General features: G+C 49.9%; 12 protein-coding genes and 1 pseudogene. 11 read left to right on the top strand and 2 right to left on the bottom strand.

Annotated features, from left to right (window positions below; translation table 11 throughout):
• Positions 1-196 precede the first annotated feature (196 nt).
• Complete coding sequence (locus ACTIDN_RS11630) at positions 197-2,629, bottom strand: membrane-bound PQQ-dependent dehydrogenase, glucose/quinate/shikimate family (RefSeq protein ID WP_441377180.1); 2,433 nt, start codon at positions 2,627-2,629, stop codon at positions 197-199.
• Positions 2,630-3,454: 825 nt separating this feature from the next.
• On the opposite strand from ACTIDN_RS11630, the gene ACTIDN_RS11625 reads away from it, so the two are divergent.
• The 7 genes from ACTIDN_RS11625 (at position 3,455) to ACTIDN_RS11595 (ending at position 14,781) form a co-directional block, all read left to right on the top strand.
• The gene (locus ACTIDN_RS11625; protein WP_441377179.1) at positions 3,455-5,131 is read left to right on the top strand and encodes an alpha-keto acid decarboxylase family protein; all 1,677 of its coding nucleotides are present in this window, start codon (positions 3,455-3,457) and stop codon (positions 5,129-5,131) included.
• A 373-nt stretch (positions 5,132-5,504) separates the two neighbouring features.
• Complete coding sequence (locus ACTIDN_RS11620; protein ID WP_415509228.1) at positions 5,505-7,163, top strand: carbohydrate porin; 1,659 nt, start codon at positions 5,505-5,507, stop codon at positions 7,161-7,163.
• A gap of 132 nt (positions 7,164-7,295) precedes the next feature.
• On the top strand, positions 7,296-7,736 hold the full coding sequence (locus tag ACTIDN_RS11615) for an RcnB family protein (protein WP_415509227.1): 441 nt from the start codon (positions 7,296-7,298) through the stop codon (positions 7,734-7,736).
• Between the two features lie 340 nt (positions 7,737-8,076).
• On the top strand, positions 8,077-9,357 hold the full coding sequence (locus ACTIDN_RS11610; RefSeq protein ID WP_441377178.1) for a TonB-dependent receptor plug domain-containing protein: 1,281 nt from the start codon (positions 8,077-8,079) through the stop codon (positions 9,355-9,357).
• Entirely contained in the window at positions 9,321-10,406 is a 1,086-nt protein-coding gene (locus tag ACTIDN_RS11605) for a TonB-dependent receptor (RefSeq protein WP_441377177.1), read from the top strand. Before ACTIDN_RS11610 ends, ACTIDN_RS11605 begins: the two co-directional genes overlap by 37 nt.
• Positions 10,407-10,532: 126 nt before the next feature.
• Positions 10,533-13,022 carry a phosphocholine-specific phospholipase C gene (locus tag ACTIDN_RS11600; RefSeq protein ID WP_441377176.1) on the top strand — a complete coding sequence of 830 codons (2,490 nt, stop codon included), beginning with the start codon at positions 10,533-10,535 and terminating at the stop codon, positions 13,020-13,022.
• Positions 13,023-13,578: 556 nt separating this feature from the next.
• Positions 13,579-14,781, top strand: coding sequence for a tyrosine-type recombinase/integrase (locus ACTIDN_RS11595; RefSeq protein WP_441377175.1), 1,203 nt, complete (start codon positions 13,579-13,581; stop codon positions 14,779-14,781).
• Between the two features lie 235 nt (positions 14,782-15,016).
• Here ACTIDN_RS11595 and ACTIDN_RS11590 read toward each other — a convergent pair whose 3' ends face one another.
• On the bottom strand, positions 15,017-15,505 hold the full coding sequence (locus ACTIDN_RS11590; RefSeq protein WP_441377174.1) for a RidA family protein: 489 nt from the start codon (positions 15,503-15,505) through the stop codon (positions 15,017-15,019).
• A gap of 18 nt (positions 15,506-15,523) precedes the next feature.
• Here ACTIDN_RS11590 and ACTIDN_RS11585 point away from each other — a divergent pair, with 18 nt between their 5' ends.
• The 4 genes and pseudogenes from ACTIDN_RS11585 to ACTIDN_RS11570 all read left to right on the top strand — a co-directional run.
• Entirely contained in the window at positions 15,524-15,814 is a 291-nt protein-coding gene (locus tag ACTIDN_RS11585; protein WP_441377173.1) for a MerR family DNA-binding transcriptional regulator, read from the top strand.
• A complete protein-coding gene (soxR, locus tag ACTIDN_RS11580; protein ID WP_441377172.1) occupies positions 15,750-16,043 on the top strand; it encodes a redox-sensitive transcriptional activator SoxR in 294 nt (97 codons plus the stop codon). The genes ACTIDN_RS11585 and soxR overlap by 65 nt, the downstream gene beginning before the upstream one ends.
• Positions 16,044-16,244: 201 nt before the next feature.
• Entirely contained in the window at positions 16,245-16,952 is a 708-nt protein-coding gene (locus ACTIDN_RS11575; RefSeq protein ID WP_441377171.1) for a hypothetical protein, read from the top strand.
• 385 nt (positions 16,953-17,337) lie between these two features.
• Positions 17,338-17,475 (top strand): annotated as a pseudogene (locus ACTIDN_RS11570) (hypothetical protein); the annotation flags it as partial.
• Positions 17,476-17,489: the final 14 nt, after the last annotated feature.

The following is a 17,489-nucleotide window of genomic DNA, read 5'->3' as shown; positions in this document are numbered from 1 at the left end:
CCCTCACTGAATCGCACCAAAATACCCCCTAAACCCACTAAATCATTCAAAATTACCCCAAAATATTACGTTAACTTTTGGTAGGGTTTGGAAAAAGTCCTCCCCTCTCGCTTGCTCGCCGTTTTGCTTGTGAATTTTAGGCAAAAAAAAAATCCCCGCTCTCGCGGGGATTTTCCTTGGGTCGACACACTCGAACTTAGTGTGCTGTGCCTTCAGGCAGCGTGTAGGCGATAATATAATCCCCTACGTCTGGTGAATGGCTCATACCCCCTGCGGAGATGACCACATACTCTTTCCCCGTTTTGGGGGACTTATAGATCAGCGGTGCCGCAACAGCGCCAACCGGCAGACGCTCGCGCCAGACTTCCTTACCTGTAGCGGACTCAAGTGCCCGCAGGTAGTAGTCCTGCGTACCAGCAAAGAACAGCAGGCCGGACGCCGTAGACGTTGGGCCGCCGAGCGTTGGCATACCCATTGGTACTGGCAGATGGGTTTTGATACCCATTGGCCCCAGATCCTGCGTGGTGCCCATAGGAACCTGCCACAGCAGTTTCTTGGTTTTGAGGTCAATGGCGCTCATGGTGCCGAAGGGCGGTGTGTTGCAAGGCACTTCCAGCGGAGACTGAAGAATATCAATCCGAACGCCAGCGTAAGGACCAGCAACCTGCGGACGAATTGTGCCCATAAAACCCGGCACTTCGTCGGTAGAAACCTTATAGTGCTTGGCTTCTTCCTTATTCACCAGGGTCATACGCAGAGGCATACGCATGTCATTGACGAACATGACGCCTTTACGCTCATCGATAGAGATACCGCCCCAGTTCATGCCACCCAGCAAGCTGGGCCATTCGATGTAAGGTTTTTCACCCGGTGGGGTGAACGGGCCTTCATAGACCGAATCCTTAAACATGATACGGCAATAGAGCTGGTCGAAGGTGCTGACACCCCACATGGAGCTTTCCGTAAGCGGGTCCGCACCGATGATGGGCATACCAACAGAGAAAGGCTGCGTGGGAGACAGATGCTCACCCTGTGCTGCGGGTGACGTTGGCACAGAGCGTTCCTGCACTTCTGTAACAGGCTGGCCGGTGCGACGGTCCACAACAAAGATATGGCCGGTTTTGGTTGTCTGGATGAGAGCAGGAACTTTTTCACCCTGCGCATTGGTCACATCATACAGAACAGGCTGAGACGGCAGGTCATAGTCCCACACGTCATGATGCACAGTCTGGAAGACCCACTTGGTTTTACCCGTAGTCGCTTCAACCGCGACAATGGCTGCGCCAAATTTCTCTTTTACTGCGTTACGGTCCCCACCCCAGTAGTCTGGCGGCCCGTTACCGGTTGGCAGGTAAACGAGGTTCAGGTCTTTATCATATGTCGGGATAGTCCAGACGTTTGGCGTTTCCTGCGTGAAGTCCTGACCTTCAGCCGGAGCCTGCGTATCATCGGGACGACCAACATCCCACGCCCATGCCAGAGCGCCGGTACGAACATCATACGCACGCACAACACCTGATGGCTCACCGTGCACAATGTCACGCACCCAGCCACCAATAACCGCAATATGCCCCATAACCACCGGAATGGAGGTGGGGTGATAGCGTTTACCGTTTTCGGTTGGGCCCATCTGTTTTTTGATGTCAACAACACCGTTGTCACCAAAAGCAGGGCAAAGAGCACCCGTATGGGCATCCAGAGCAATGAAGCGCGCATCCACTGTGGAGGTCAGGATACGCTGGCGGCAAAGCGGGTCTGGGCTGGCAGCTTTTTCCTCGGCGGTCAGGCTGACATCTTTGTCCATGTCATAGTAGCCAATACCACGGCAGGTGACGTGCTCGGCAGAGTGCGCCTTGGCGTCAAACTTCCAGATCGGGCGGCCTGTATCGGCATCCAGTGCCGTAATCAGGTTTTCCGGGGTGCAGGAATACAGCACGTTACCAATTTGCTGGGGCGTGTTTTCGTCAACACCTGTCCCAGCACCCTTGGTGCGGCGACCGGTATGATAAACCCAGGCAACTTTCAGCTTGCTGACGTTATCTGGTGTAATCTGAGTATAGGGTGCAAACCGTGTACCAGCAGCGTTACGACCAAAGAACTCCCAGTCTTCCGGTGCATCGGTTTTGGTATTTTCAGCCACCTGATCCGGGGCTGCTGCCTGCGGATTGCTAATCTGACCATGCGGGAAGAACGCTTCAACCAGCGTAACCAGCAGAGCCCCGACAATACCCAGACCTGAGAAAACACTGACACGTTTTGTGGAAGACACCGTGGTTGGGAGTGTTGCCGCAGCCCACAGCCCCAACGCAAACAGAATGGCAGGCACAACCAGACGGGGCAGCAGGGCCCAATATCCGATTTCTGGCGTATCGCAGAAAGCCCACACAACAGTTGCGGCAAAAATGACAACCGTAAACAGCAGAGCCAAACGGTGCTTTACAAAAAACAGAACAGCCAGAACACAATATGCCAGACCGGCCAAAAGGTAATATGCTGAGCCGCCTAAAAGAAACAGCTTACTACCACCATAAACAAGCACTGCGCCCACCAGAAAACTGATGACCGCAAACAAGATACGATAGGCATTACCTAAGGCTGACTGGCCCCCCGCGGGTTGACCTTCACCCATGCTATCACTCCACTATCAAGAAAAAATTGCCCTGCCCCGCATGTAAGACAAGACCCTGTTGGAAAATGCCCCCAGATACGCCTGAAGGTGCCTGAAAGCTTGCGCGACCTGCGCCCGGAACCCGAGCACGCCACACTGCTGACAATTTTCTAAAACAGATTCTCAGAAAATCTCCGGCAACCTTGAGATACGGTTCTTTTGCCTTTGCCGTTCTGGAGGGAAGGAAACAGTTCTGTGTCTAATTCATTGATGCATGTCAAGAAAGCCAGACCAAAACGTAGGCAATATGAACAACCTTTTGGAAATACTCATTTAACACTGCATCGGTTGGTTCTATAGACAGGTAAAAATAGAATGTTTTTCCCTGTATAAGTCTCATTTAACCGACACATAGAAGTGATAAATACAACAATAAACAAAGAATAGTTTTATATAACTACACTTTATCTGTGTTTGGTTATTTTTTATTTTAAAATAAGTCCGAAGGAATTTTAATTTTAATTTTAATTTTCCAATATTTCCTATGAAGAATTTCTTGAGAACTTCATGGAAATCACGGGTTCGTGATGATGCGGTTGCACTATTTTTGCCCGTTTTAGAATAGCAGAACGAATTTTAGTCAGAAAATTAAAAACTTCTTAAGTCATTGTTTTATATTGTTTTTTAATGATTTTTTATAGATTTTCCCTGTAAAAACTCAACTGCCCCATATAAAAAAAATATGCAAAATGTATCGTTCATATATTGGACATTTGTGTACTGAAGGAGCCTTTAGGAAGCCGTAAAGGCTCTGCTTCGTTAGAGCAAAGTGAGGAGACATTTAATATGACTTACACTGTTGGTATGTATCTTGCCGATCGTCTCGCCCAGATCGGACTGAAGCACCATTTTGCTGTAGCGGGCGACTACAACTTGGTTCTGTTGGACCAGCTACTGCTGAACAAAGACATGCAGCAGATCTACTGCTGTAATGAATTGAACTGTGGCTTCAGCGCAGAAGGATATGCCCGCGCACACGGTGCTGCTGCTGCTGTGGTGACTTTTAGCGTTGGCGCTATCTCCGCCATGAACGCCATTGGCGGTGCTTACGCAGAAAACCTGCCGGTTATTCTTGTGTCTGGCTCCCCCAACAGCAACGACTATGGTTCTGGCCATGTGCTGCACCATACCATTGGCACAACTGATTATGGCTACCAGCTTGAAATGGTGCGCCACGTTACCTGTGCGGCTGAGAGCATTACTGATGCAGCTTCCGCACCGGCAAAAATTGACCATGTCATTCGTTCTGCACTGCGTGAAAGCAAGCCGGCCTATCTGGAAATTGCCTGCAACGTGTCTGCACAGGAATGCGTCCGTCCGGGCCCTGTTTCCAGCCTGCTGTCTCACCCTTCCACAGACACGGTCAGCCTGAATGCTGCTGTGGATGCAGCAGTCAGCTTTCTGAATGGTGCTGAAAATGTGGCTATGCTGGTTGGCAGCAAGTTGCGGGCAGCCCATGCTTTGAAAGAAACCGAAGCTCTTGCTGACAAGCTGGAATGTGGTGTTGCCATTATGGCTGCCGCTAAAGGCTTCTTCCCGGAAGATCATGCCGGGTTCCGCGGGCTGTACTGGGGCGAAGTGTCTTCTCCCGGCACTCAGGACCTGATCGAAAAAGCAGACGCGCTGATTTGCGTGGCACCAGTCTTTAACGATTACTCCACTGTTGGCTGGACGGCTTGGCCCAAGGGCGACAAAGTGTTGCTGGCAGAAACTAACCGCGTGACGGTAAAAGGTCAGGCGTTTGAAGGCTTCACCCTGCCGGAATTTCTGGCAGCACTGACGGCAAAAGTCTCAGCCCGTCCGCACTCTGCTCAGACCTCAACCTACACGAAGCCTGAAATTGCTGCGAGCAAGCCAGATGCCCGCCTGACCAATGACGAAATGGCCCGTCAGATCAACGCTATGCTGACATCTGACACCACATTGGTTGCTGAAACAGGTGATTCCTGGTTCAACGCCATGCGTATGCATCTGCCACGCGGTGCCCGCGTTGAGACAGAAATGCAGTGGGGCCATATTGGTTGGTCTGTTCCCTCTTCCTTCGGCAATGCCATGGGGTCTCAGGACCGCCAGCATGTTGTGATGGTGGGTGACGGTTCCTTCCAGTTGACTGCGCAGGAAGTGGCACAGATGGTGCGCTACGAACTGCCGGTTATCATCTTCCTGGTGAACAACCGTGGTTATGTCATCGAAATTGCAATTCATGACGGCCCATACAACTACATCAAGAACTGGGATTATGCTGGTCTGATGGAAGTGTTCAACGCCGGTGAAGGTCATGGTCTGGGTCTGCACGCAAAAACAGCGGCTGAACTTGAAGATGCCATCAAACAGGCAAAAGCAAACCGTCGTGGCCCAACCATTATTGAATGCAGCATTGAGCGCTCTGACTGCACTGAAACACTGGTAAAATGGGGCAAGCGCGTTGCATCTGCCAACGCCCGCAAACCACAGTCTGTCTAATATAATTTTGTAAATCAGACAGTTTTTTAGAAAGCCTGCCACCGCGTAAATGCGGTGGCAGGCTTTTTTTATGATTAGTTCCCTCTGCTAACGTTTTTGTGTACTAAAATACTCCTGTTTTTTCACGCACTTGTCATAAAATATGTTATCCTGATTAAAGTTTTTATTAATATCAGGAACACCTTAAAACGCCCTTACACTATAGCCTGCCTTTGCAAGCAGTATTCCGGGCACCCCCTCACCCAGTCTGAAAATTTTGCATTTCCTTGATGATTTTTCCTTTGGCGGCAAACGGAGAAACCCTTCTGCTGCATGAATTTTCAGGTTTTTCTTTCCGTATGGCTTGATGCCACACTTTACCGATGGTCCGATCATGCCGCGCAACACATATCTCTCATCTCTGTCTCTCTTTGCTGGAGGGGTTTCTCTTCTTTGCTGCCTGGGTGTTGCGCAGGCGCAGCAAACCGAAAAACCGCCGCCGCCTTCACCCACCGCAATGCCGCACACGGTCTATATTGATGTCTCCCCCAAGACAGACGCTACTGCCGGCCAATTGCCGGACCCACGTGTGCTGCAAAGACCTAAAAACTCTCCCCTTCCATTAAGCGGTGTCCCTCTTTCCCCATGGCCGGGTTTTGCAACCATGGTTGTGCCATCAACAGATAACTATGAAGGCACAAAAACTTTCCACAAAATGGAGTTGGACTCTCTCAGTGGGGGAGAAGCGGTTTCATGGCTGCTGCCATCAGAAATAGATGCGCTGCGCCATACGGATATGGAGGATCCCTATTACGTGCCAACAACAGGGTCTTCTCACCTGTTGCCTGTCATCATGCCTTTCCGCCAGCGCTTGCAGAAAAAGGGTTTCGTATTTTCCTTTGCATACAAAGGAGAATCTATGGCCGATATTAATGGCGGCATGCGGCGTGGCATGGATTATGTGCACGAACTGACGCTACAGATGAACTTTGACCTTGGTAAAATGGCGGGCCTGAATGGCTGGTCAGTTCATACGCTCCTCATGAACCGTGCTGGGCGTGAAGTCTCCCATGACCGCGTGGGAGATTACTACGTCAACCTGATGGAAGTTTATGGTCTGTCTGGGCATGTGGTTGCGCATCTTGTAGATTTTTACGCGGAAAAAAAATTCATGCAAAACCGCATGGACATTACTTTTGGCCGTATGTCCCTAACCCACGTTTTTGCAACCTCTCCGCTGATCTGCTCTTTCATGGTGACCTGCTCCGCCCCGGTTGCCTTGAAAGTTGACCCTGGCTTTGCCGTTTACCCCAAAGCAACATGGGGCAGCCGCCTGCGCTTCCGCCCTACACGAGACACTCTGTTGCAGGTTGGTGCGTATCAAGTCAGCCCGCTTGCCAGCAACCCAAGCGGGTGGTCTTGGGGGAGTGAAGATTCAACGGGCCTGATGTTGCCAATAGAATTTACGTGGCAACCCTTCCTGACACGCAACCGCTTGCCGGGTCATTATATGTTTGGGTACGCTCATGATACGTCCCGCTACCCGGATATCCTAGGCGCCAAGCCAGCTAATCTTGTGGTAGATTCAAACCGCCTGCACAGTGCTCCTATGGACATGTTCTGGTTTGAAGGCGACCAGATGATCTATCGCCGTGGTGGCCGTAACCAGATGGCCGGTGGGTACTTAATGGCTGGGTATATTCATAACACACCGCATGTCTCTTCCATTTCGGACGAAGCTTATGGTGGTCTGTCTTTCAACAGCATCTTCCCCAACCGTGTCACGGACCGGCTTGGCATTCTGTATTCTTGGTATCATGTCAGCCACCGCAAAGAACTGGGGCAAATGCTGGCACGGGACGCTGGATTGTCTCTAGGTGCGCAAGTGCTGGCTCCACAAACTGACTCTCACGTCATTGAGGCCTATTATGCGATTGACGCCTTTCCGGGTGTGTTAATTCAACCGCAGTTTCAATACATGATCAGACCGGGTGAGACATCGCACATTCCGGACGCAGCCCTTGTGGGTCTGAAAGTTATTGCAAACCTCTAAAGCTCTGGAATAACTACAAAAATACTCTGCGCAACTTGCAAGGGTTTCATGTCAAAACCCTTACAAAAGCAACCACAATTCCGCCACCAGTTCAGATTTAAGTAACTGAGTGACTCAGTGGAGCAGATAACAATGGCAACTTTTTTAAACAGACTGAGTGCAGGTTTTCTTGTCACTGCACTTATGCTGACAGCAGGCGCAGCCAACGCTGCTCCGGGCCCGGACCATGGTGGGCCAGACCGTGGCGGCCCCGGTGGTCCGCCCGGCCCTCATGCTGACCGTGGCCCGCCTGCCCCCCGACAGAATTTTGACCAAAGACGTGGCTTTGGGCCACAAGCCCGTAACCATGGCAGATGGAATGGTGATGATCGGCCAAGAGATTGGCACCGCGGCGAACGTTACGATGGTGGCGGCTATTATGTTGATAACTGGCACAGCTATAATGGCCTTTACGCCCCACCAGCAGGCTATCGCTGGATTAATTATGGCGGCACTTTCCTGCTGACAGCCATTGCAACAGGCGTCATTTCAAACATTATTGCCAATCAGATGCAGGGCTATAACGGATATTAAAATACCGACAGGCGCTTTAATACCCGTAAATTAGCTAACCATGCTAAGGAGCAGGACTTTTTCTATTTTTGGAAAAAAGTTCTGTTCCTTATTTTGTGCAAAAAAATAAATTTACGGAAAGAATATTCCTACCTCACCTTAATCTGTCAAAATCGTAATCATTTTCTTTATGTTACATTTATTTGACAGTTTGATGTTGTTATAATGAACTTTCCTAATCTGACTTGCACTGACAATTTTTTTCAAGGCATTCAAGCCCAACCTTTGGTTTATTGGGCGGGCTACCATGAAAAAATTCTTGTTCCTCACAACATGCTGTTTCTGCCTCCAGAATGTTGCCGTGTCGGCACAGGCCCAAAGCAGCGCGAAGCAAAACCAACCAGACAAGAAAAGCTCAGCCCATAAGAACAAAGAGGCCGCAGCGCCTAAAAATAGAAATGAAAACATTGACGTAACAGAACACCGCAGAGTGTCTGGCACCGGTATGATGGTTAGGCATTCAATAGCCAGAACGGTGAGTTCACTTTCGCACACCTACATAGAAATGCAGTCGCCGACCTCCACCATAGAATCTCTGATTTCAACATTGCCCGGTGTTGTGTCAGCAAGTGAAGGCCCACTGACTACATCTTTTTCCACGCTGCATATTCGCGGTATGGCTCAGGCTGAAATTGGCGTGACATTCGAAGGGATGCCAGCGGCCAACCCTTTCACATACAGCACCTACACTCCTTCACTCGTTGACAGCCAGAATATGGGGCAGATCAATGTGATGCAGGGGGCGGTTGACATCAACTCTCCCACATACAACGCAACCGGCGCAGAAATATCAGCAAGCATCAGAGGACCCGCAGATCACCAACATGTCTATGTTGCGGGGTCTGGTGGCTCTTATGGTACCAACAAGGATTTTATACGCTACGATACGGGAGAAATTGGCCATACTGGCGTGCATGCTTTTGCATCTGGCTCCTATTCTCGCGGGGATATGTGGCGCGGTGTAGGAGATATTGAACGGTGGCACGCTGATTCTGCACTTACCAAACAATGGGCGCAAGGGAGCGATTCAAAGGTTATCTTCGGCTGGACAAAAGCCGCACAGGGAGAATGGTTGTATCCCTCTGCTGCCAACTGGAACAAATCCGGCATGCAATACGGCTTGGACGATAAATATAGTCCTGGTGCCACCCATTATGTTGGATTAAACGGAAAAAATACTGGTGCTGTCTACGGAACATTAAAAAACCATTTTAGTTTTGGAAGTGGCTTAAGTCTTGATGCCCAAGCCTACTCTGTCGAGTTCCATGGCCCTTATTATTACGGCGCGAACATTCCCGTGAAAAATGGGTTTGTGGGTGCCGAGAGTTATAATTCCCTCGATAATTATCAAAACCTTCCCGGATATGACCCTAAAAATAAAAACCTGACAACGGCTGAAGTTTCAGACTGGTATACTTTGTCCTCTGGCCTGTTGTTAACAGGGCATTGGAAACATAAATTCAATACACTCAGCCTGACCTATTGGTATTCCTACGCGCAGGAAGCGGCCCAAATGAGGTTCTACCCTGTCAACAACAGAGGACAATGGAGTGGAAATGGAGTGGAAATGGAGCTCCTCTGACCGCCAATGGTGGCATCGCTCTGGGTGAAGACAATGAAAATGGTTTACAGCAACTGAATAGCTTTGCTGTCGATGATAAAATGTCCTTCCTGAACGGTCGTCTGACACTTGATGCCGGAATAAGAATGGCAATGGCCAACCGGCAATATACGCAGGACCTACCAGGAGTGGTGGGTAACAATTATAAATCCATCAAAAATGTTTTTGTTCCCTCCCCACAAGTCTTGATTAACTATAACTTTAATTCCCATCACCAGATTTATGTAAATGGAACAACAGGCTATCACCTTCCCGGCTCATTAAGCTCTCAGCTTGCCTCATACAGCAGGACGACTGGCAAAGCGCAGTCTCTGCCACTTGCCGATTACAAGCCCGAATACATGATTACGGAAGAAATCGGATACCGCTATAACGGGCTTTTCATGGGAAATGTTGCAGGTTTTCATTACAACGTCACCAACCATCAAGTTTCTGCACAAAGCTATGTTGAAGGCTCAACATCCACAATCACGCAGCTTATCAATGCGGGCGGGATGGAAGCCTATGGTATACAAGCAGAAATAGCATCGCGCCCATGGCATCACGTCAGTGCCTATGCCTCCGGCCAGTATATGCGCACCAGAAATGGCAACAATATTGCCTATAGCGGTGATTATTTACGCACAAAAGGTAAAGAGGAAGTTGGTGCTCCCAAATACTCCGGTTCTCTCGGCCTAACCTACAATGACGGTGTCTGGTTTGGTAATTTCACTTTATCCTACACCGGTTCACAATATGCGACACTGATGAACGATCAGCATATTCCCGGTTACATTACGGCCAATCTGGCTGTTGGTAGAACCCTGCCGAAAATCGGCCATGTCACTCCCAAAATCAAACTTAATCTTGTTAATCTCGGTGATGAGCACTACCTGTCCTCCATGTATGGCTATACTGCCGCTGCAACCACGCAAAAAGGGGTGTTTGGCACAACCATCAAAGGTTCCAGCCCGACTTATGTGATTGGCTCTCCTTTCGTAGCCATGGGCACTATTTCCGCAGAGTTTTAACACTCAGAAAATTACGGGTGATATATTTTTATGCCAAACCGTATCACCCTTGATCAATACCGTCAGGTTACGGCAATAGGCTGAACCAACTGACACTTCTCGGCAAAGAGACAAGAGGGTAAGATAGTGACAACGCGTAGAGATTTTTTAAAATATGCTCTCTTGTCCGGAGCCGCAGCAGGCTCTGCCGCAGCGCTACCCGCCTCCATCCAACGGGCTTTCGCCATTGCACCTGATGTTGGGTCAACATGGAAGGATGCAGAGCATGTTGTTATTCTCATGCAGGAAAACCGGTCTTTTGACCATGTTTTCGGCACTCTTCAAGGTGTTCGTGGGTTTAATGACCCCCGTGCAATGCGTCAGCCGAACGGCGCTCCCGCCTTTGCACAAACCAGTAAGTCCAGTGAAACTTATTTGCCGTGGCGGCTCAATATCAAGGATACACGCGTAACCTGGATGGGCTCGATCCCTCATTCTCGTGACAGTCAAGTGGATGCGTGGAACGGTGGGGGGCACGACCAGTGGATTGATGCCAAAAAATCGCACCACAAGGGGTATGACCAATACCCTCTTACAATGGGGTATTACACCCGCGAGGATCTCCCTTTTTACTATGCCTTGGCCGATGCCTTTACTGTGTGTGACCAGAACTACTGCGGTGCAATGACCAGCACCACTCCAAACCGCCTTCTGTTCATGACAGGTACGGTGCGGGACAAGCAGGACCCTGCATCAAAAGTCTATATGCGCAACGGGGAAATTCTGGATGGTGGTATGACATGGGGCACCTTCCCCGAACGCTTGGAACAAGCTGGTGTTTCCTGGAAATATTATCAGAATGAGCTGACACAGACGGGTGGCATGAGTGAGCCAGAGCGTGCATGGCTTGGTAATTTTGGCACGAATGTTCTGGAATGTTTTGATCAATACTGTGTTTCTGCCAACCCTGGTTTTGACGACTGGCTGGAAGCCCGGATCAGTGAATGCCAAAACCATATAGACCGGCTGGAGAGCCGGGAAATGCTGATATCAGAAACGCATAATGAACAATTGGTTGAAGCGCGTGCTCTGTTAGCCATCCTCCAGCGCAGGCGTTCATCTTCTGGCCGCACAAAAGAAAAATTGACACCCACAGAACGGTCACTTTTTGAAAAAGCCTTTGTTATCAATACAGGTGATAAAAACTATCGTAAGTTGGAGAAGTTAGAATTTCAGGATGGAGAGAAATCTCTCCACATGAAAGCTCCAAAAGGCGATATTCTGCACCAGTTCCGTCAGGATGTCCGAACGGGAGAGTTGCCAACTGTCTCCTGGCTCTCTGCACCGGGGCATTTTTCTGATCACCCAACATCTCCATGGTATGGGGCATGGTATGTGTCAGAAGTGATGGATATTCTGACCGAGAACCCCGAAGTTTGGAAAAAAACTATCTTCATCATCACCTATGATGAAAATGACGGTTATTTTGATCACTGCTGTTCGTATGTTGCACCTAACCCTAACGCGCCGGAAACAGGTGCTTCATCAGCAAGTATTGGTGCCGATGGCCTTGAATATACTACGGCCAAAGATGAGACAGATTTAGGAGTGCCTGCCCATCTGGCCCGTAGCGGCCCGATTGGCTTGGGTTTTCGTGTACCAATGGTCATCGCCTCCCCCTGGAGCCGCGGTGGCTGGGTTAATTCTCAGCTTTTTGAACACACGTCCACCCTCCAATTTCTGGAAAAATTTGTTCAGGAAAAGTTCAAAAAGACAGTCACAGAGACAAATATCTCCCCTTGGCGGCGTGCGATCAGCGGGGATTTGACATCCTGTTTCCGGCCTTATGACGGCTCCGTCCCGAACTTGCCGTATCTCAACCGTGACGCCCATCTACACATGATAGAAGAGGCGCGTGATCGCCCCATGCCGGGTGGCTTTCGCTCCCTGACAGCACCCGAGGTCGCGGCGTTGAGGGCCGCTCCAACAGAAGTAAATAAGACGGTAAAGCAGGAGCCCGGCACCCGGCCCGCCAATGCCCTTCCTTACGAGCCCTATTGTGATGGTGGGCTGCAACAGAATGGTTCAACCATTACGTTGCAGCTCAGTGCGGGCAAAAAGTTACATGGGGCGCGTTCAGCGGGCCTGCCTTTCAATGTGTATTATCACAACGTTAAGACGCCTTCGGGCATGCAGTCGGCAACCTACGCGGTTGCAGCAGGTGATAGGCTCACTACTACTTTCGAGACATCCTCTTTCAAGACTGAACTGTATGATGTTTCCGTCCATGCACCCAATGGTTTCTACAGGGGGTATAAAGGTGCGCTGCAAGGCCTTCAGCTCAATGCCGAAACGTACTACCTCCGCGCAGCAAAGAAAGACTTGGTTCTGCGGCTGACCAACCACGGGAAAAAAGTGGCGCATCTTGTCAGCATCATGAAAGGTCAGAGCGGGCAGAAAGTTATAGTCCTACATCCGGGGCAGAGCACGGAAATCGCCTTCGATCTGGCACCAAGCTCACTGTGGTATGACGTTATATTAACCAGTCCTGATGAGACTGATTTCCTGTGGCGTTTCTGTGGCCGGGTTGAAACCGGCCGTCCTGGGCAAACAGATCCTGCAATGGGAACTCTCTGAATACCCCAAAAGCGTGCTGGAACTGAGAGGTGATAATCTCGCTCTCTAAATTCCAGCAAGGCAAGCCGTGCAGCGCTCTTCAAACAGCTCTGCACGGGGATACCTTTCTCAAAAAAAATAAAGTGCCGTATTCATCAAGAGATTTGGGGGTATGCTCGCCCCTTCCCCTTAGGGGGGTCGGGTTATTCACTTTAAATTAGAATGCCTGGCTATTTGCATGTGAGAACTTATGTGGCTTCTCGTGTAGCGTATGCAAAACTGCCGCAGATCTGCCTACTGGCATAGCTTCGCTACACGGCTCTTATTCTTGAACAAGCCACATACGTACGCAGCCCTACATATCCACAGTATAAGTGGAATAAGAATTACATATTTCTATGAGAAATAGTTTATGGCGGAGAGACAGTCCGTCAATGTAAAGATGCCCCCAGAAGCCGAGAGATGTATTTTCTAGTATAAAACAATATATTAACTCGTCCCCTCGCCACCTAACGCCGCAGATAGACGCGCCGAACCGTATGACATAAGGTGGGACTAAAGATGGGACTGGAAAACCATGAGCAAGCTTCCGCCGAACCAGTTAACCGTGCGTAAGATCGCTAGCCTGAAAGATGGTGTTTATGGCGACGGCGGAAACCTATGGATCACAATCCGAGGGGACACACGTGCCTGGACCTTTCGTTACAAAAGCCCAGTAACCGGCAAGCGCCGGGAAATGGGACTAGGTCCAGCCCGGGACGTCTCCCTTTTCGAAGCACGCAGCAAAGCCACCGACGCTCGACGTCTTTTACTGGAGGAACGTGATCCTCTGGAGGAACAAGCCCAAAGGAAGCGAAGCGCTACCAAGGAGCGGACTTTCAGAGAGGTTGCTGAACACTATATCACAGAACAGACACCCGCCTGGAAAGACCCACGTTCCGCACCCATGTGGCGGAGTTCGCTCAACCGGCATATCTACCCCCTCCTGGGCAACCGCTCAATTGCTCAGGTCCAAACTGAGGATGTTTTGGCCGTACTGCGGCCGATCTGGGAAACCACCACGGAGACAGCCAGTCGCCTGCGTGGGCGCATTGAACGTATTCTGGATTACGCGCACAGTCATCATTGGCGCGAAGGCAACAACCCTGCGCGTTGGCGCGGTCATCTTGCCAACATTCTTCCCAAACCAACAGCCATGGCAAAAGTCGTGCATCATGCGGCTGTGCCTTATCGCGATCTTCCTTCTGTGTTTGCGCAACTTGAGCGACAAGATGGTGCTGCGGCTCTTGCCGCCCGTTTTCTCTGCCTGACGGCGGCTCGTTCTGGTGAAGTGCGTCATGCACGGTGGTCTGAGATTGACCTCGCAAAGCAAATCTGGGTCGTCCCAGCTGAACGCATGAAAGCGAAGCGGGAACATCGCGTGCCCTTGACGACAGGCGCCCTGAACGTGCTCCGACGAATGGAAATACTGCGCCCCCTTCCCTCTACAGATGGTCTGATTTTTCCCGGAGGCAAAATCGGATCACCGCTTAGTGACGTCGCCATCTCCAAAGCACTGCATCGTGCAGCTGGGACTAAAGACGTAACTATTCACGGACTGCGCTCCAGCTTTCGCGACTGGGCAGCAGAAGAAACAGACTTCCCGCGGGAAGTGGCGGAAATGGCGCTGGCCCACGCCATTGGAAACAAGGTTGAAGCCGCCTATCGGCGAGGAGATCTACTCAACAAGCGGCAGGAGATGATGAAGCAATGGGAGCAATTCTGCACACATCGCGTATAGAAATCGTGGGCTGCTTTGGGGGAAAGCAGACGATCCGTTCCGCGCCGAAAGATAGAGTAAGGAGACGGACCGAGACGCTTAGGACGTCGCGTTGCTACCATGATGCCCCTTAACGAACGATACAGACACCACGCGCGCTTCTTTGAAAACTTTCATTCATTATCTAGGCGGAATAAATTTTCCCAAATCATAACTTTTACTTTCTCTCCGTTTATGAAGAGAAATAATCAATTTTTCACGGCGCAGATGTTTTCTTTCGCGGTGTTATAGCCGTCACCTCTACTTCCACCAACATGCCTGGCCACGCTAGGCTACTGACGCCAAGCAAGGTGGGGGGCGGCATTTCCGCCGTGCCCATCGCTTCACGTTGGCATTTCTGATACGCGTCCTTGTCTCGCATATCTGTTAAATAGGCCGTGGTCCGGACAATATCATTCATAGAGGCATACTGTGCCTGTAGCGCATCATGGATTTTGCGGTATGCCATTCGACATTGGCCAGCGAAATCGCCTTTAAACTGGATGTGACCGTCGTCAGGGTCTTCGGCGACCATGCCTGCCACAAATATGAATCTTACAGATCCATCGTCCACTGTGGACGTGTCGGCAAAAATTGCTTTTGACCAAACACCATAACTGTTTTTACGAGCGGGCTCTGCCCACGCAGACGTGGCGCAAAGTAACCCGGCTGACTCAAGCGCCAAGTACCTCAAGCCTATTTTCATCGCGTGAATTCTCCGGGAATGTTTTCGATATTGGCATTGCCGAAGAAAGCTTTTAATACCTCAACCATGGTTGAGGTCAACAGATTAAAATCGAGCAATATAAAGCTGCCGAGCGATGAACTTTCCGTCGGCGAGACGCCTCGACGGAGTGGTATATCAATTTCAACGTTGCACTTCTATGAACGGGAAGGATTGGTTACAGCCCGTCGAAATAAGGGCAATCAGCGGCGCTACGCGCGGCGCGATGTTGAGGCGTATCGCCATTATCAGGATTGCCCAGAAAGCCGGACTGACCTTGGCAGAAATTAAAGATGCTTTGGCAAGCCTACCGCAGGATAGAGTTCCTAGTGTCAGAGACTGGCGTCGGTTATCATCGGCTTGGCGGTCAGCCATTGAAATTCAACTTCACAATCTTACAATATTACGCGACCAATTTGAAAGTTGCATCGGCTGCGGCTGTCTTTCCCTTACCGACTGCCCCTTGAGAAATCCTAACGATGTCAAAAGAACGTCTTTGTTTTCAAAAGATGTTGTTTGAACAAGACAAGACTCCTTTTTTCGCCACGCAACGACCAGTTTATGAGCACCATGCAAGGGGGGGGATCATTGGCATTCATGGCAGGTGAGACGGCGATAGGATAGCAGCTAGAGGCGCATGTAATCGAATCGCGTGTGTTGGTGTTTGCATTTTAGGCTGAGCAGTTACAGGATAAGGCAAGATTAAGAAAAGGTATTTTCTATGCTCTGTTATCTCTTGGGTTGGATTTCAAACAATACGCAACAGCCATCCATAGATCAAAGCTTACCTGCAGAACCATTGCCAGTTATAATGCGCGATATTGTCAGGGAAACCATTCCAGATGGAATATCCGCGCGAAAAAAAAGAGTCGCCAATATTTTAAGTGTTTTTGTTCCGATCGGATTAAACGCACCTGTAATCTTTAATTTACTACTACTGTGGCCGTGGTTCCAAAACATATCCAAGATATATCCAGTTATTTCTTGGATATTTTTCGCAACTGCCATCATCTCTTTGCTTCTCGGAATGATTGTAGTTATCTTGTCTATAAAGCTTATAGTCAGTTTTTTTCAAGATGTTCATAAATGGCCACTATACTATGCGGAGAAAGAGCTCGTGGCTGATCGCATTTATATTGCGCGTCTTAAGCGAAACAAACTTGCTGATCTGCAAACAGCTCGCCGTACTTATGCGCGAAAGTTTGACGGGCTAATTGCACGAACCGTCCTACTAGGGGGAGATGTAGCCAAAGTGGGGTTGGGACCACTCGCAGTCGGTGCAGCATTGAGTGCTTGGCAGCTAATAATGAAGGGACAAACATTCGATAAATGGCCCTCCTTTTTTTGGGCCCCTATTACTGTCGCAGCGAGCTTTAGTTTTTTTCTTTTTTTGTCGCGGGGTCAGCGGAAAAAAGAATTCGGGCAATAGATCTTCTTGATCAAGCCATAGATGAACGTAAGATCTTCGAGGAACCATGACGCGGCATTTTGGTTATGGTGTCATTTCAAAAGCGTTTTCGGTAGCCGCTCACCGGCCGCGGCGTCCCGATATTGTGTCAAAAATCCTCATCGAGTGTCTGTTAAGCGGAGTGCTACTTGGACGCTATACCGTCTGCAATGTTGGCAGCAGTCACCTGCCTGCTCTTGGGACGCTGAACCGATTAGCAAGTTTGGCGAGATTTTTACCCACCAGCCCTTCCCAGAGATAAAGTATAAACTGCTATCTCAACGGATCTCCCCATGGAGTTAATACGCCACCGCCAATCACAGTAGGACTTGTACCTCACGATACAAGGTAGGCAGAAAGCGCCTCACGCGAAGCGCAGCGACTTAAGGAAAACGTCTCAGCAATCCGTGTTGTCCACCACAGCGGACCGACCTCAATCCCAGGGATTGTCGCAAAGCCCATACTCGGCGCGGAAATCTCACAGAAGGGTTGTACATCGGGTTAGATTATGAAAAAGTC

The organism is Acetobacter sp., assembly GCF_052102375.1.
Taxonomy (GTDB): domain Bacteria; phylum Pseudomonadota; class Alphaproteobacteria; order Acetobacterales; family Acetobacteraceae; genus Acetobacter.
This window is presented reverse-complemented; position numbering and strand designations above follow the sequence as displayed.

Bases quoted from the DNA above. Each gene is read 5' to 3' on its own strand.
- ACTIDN_RS11615 (WP_415509227.1), top strand. From the start codon at position 7,296: ATGGCAACTTTTTTAAACAGACTGAGTGCAGGTTTTCTTGTCACTGCA.
- ACTIDN_RS11630 (WP_441377180.1), bottom strand. From the start codon at position 2,629: ATGGGTGAAGGTCAACCCGCGGGGGGCCAGTCAGCCTTAGGTAATGCC.
- ACTIDN_RS11585 (WP_441377173.1), top strand. From the start codon at position 15,524: ATGTTTTCGATATTGGCATTGCCGAAGAAAGCTTTTAATACCTCAACC.
- ACTIDN_RS11625 (WP_441377179.1), top strand. From the start codon at position 3,455: ATGACTTACACTGTTGGTATGTATCTTGCCGATCGTCTCGCCCAGATC.
- ACTIDN_RS11595 (WP_441377175.1), top strand. From the start codon at position 13,579: ATGAGCAAGCTTCCGCCGAACCAGTTAACCGTGCGTAAGATCGCTAGC.
- ACTIDN_RS11590 (WP_441377174.1), bottom strand. From the start codon at position 15,505: ATGAAAATAGGCTTGAGGTACTTGGCGCTTGAGTCAGCCGGGTTACTT.
- ACTIDN_RS11620 (WP_415509228.1), top strand. From the start codon at position 5,505: ATGCCGCGCAACACATATCTCTCATCTCTGTCTCTCTTTGCTGGAGGG.
- soxR (WP_441377172.1), top strand. From the start codon at position 15,750: ATGTTGAGGCGTATCGCCATTATCAGGATTGCCCAGAAAGCCGGACTG.
- ACTIDN_RS11575 (WP_441377171.1), top strand. From the start codon at position 16,245: ATGCTCTGTTATCTCTTGGGTTGGATTTCAAACAATACGCAACAGCCA.
- ACTIDN_RS11605 (WP_441377177.1), top strand. From the start codon at position 9,321: ATGGAGTGGAAATGGAGTGGAAATGGAGCTCCTCTGACCGCCAATGGT.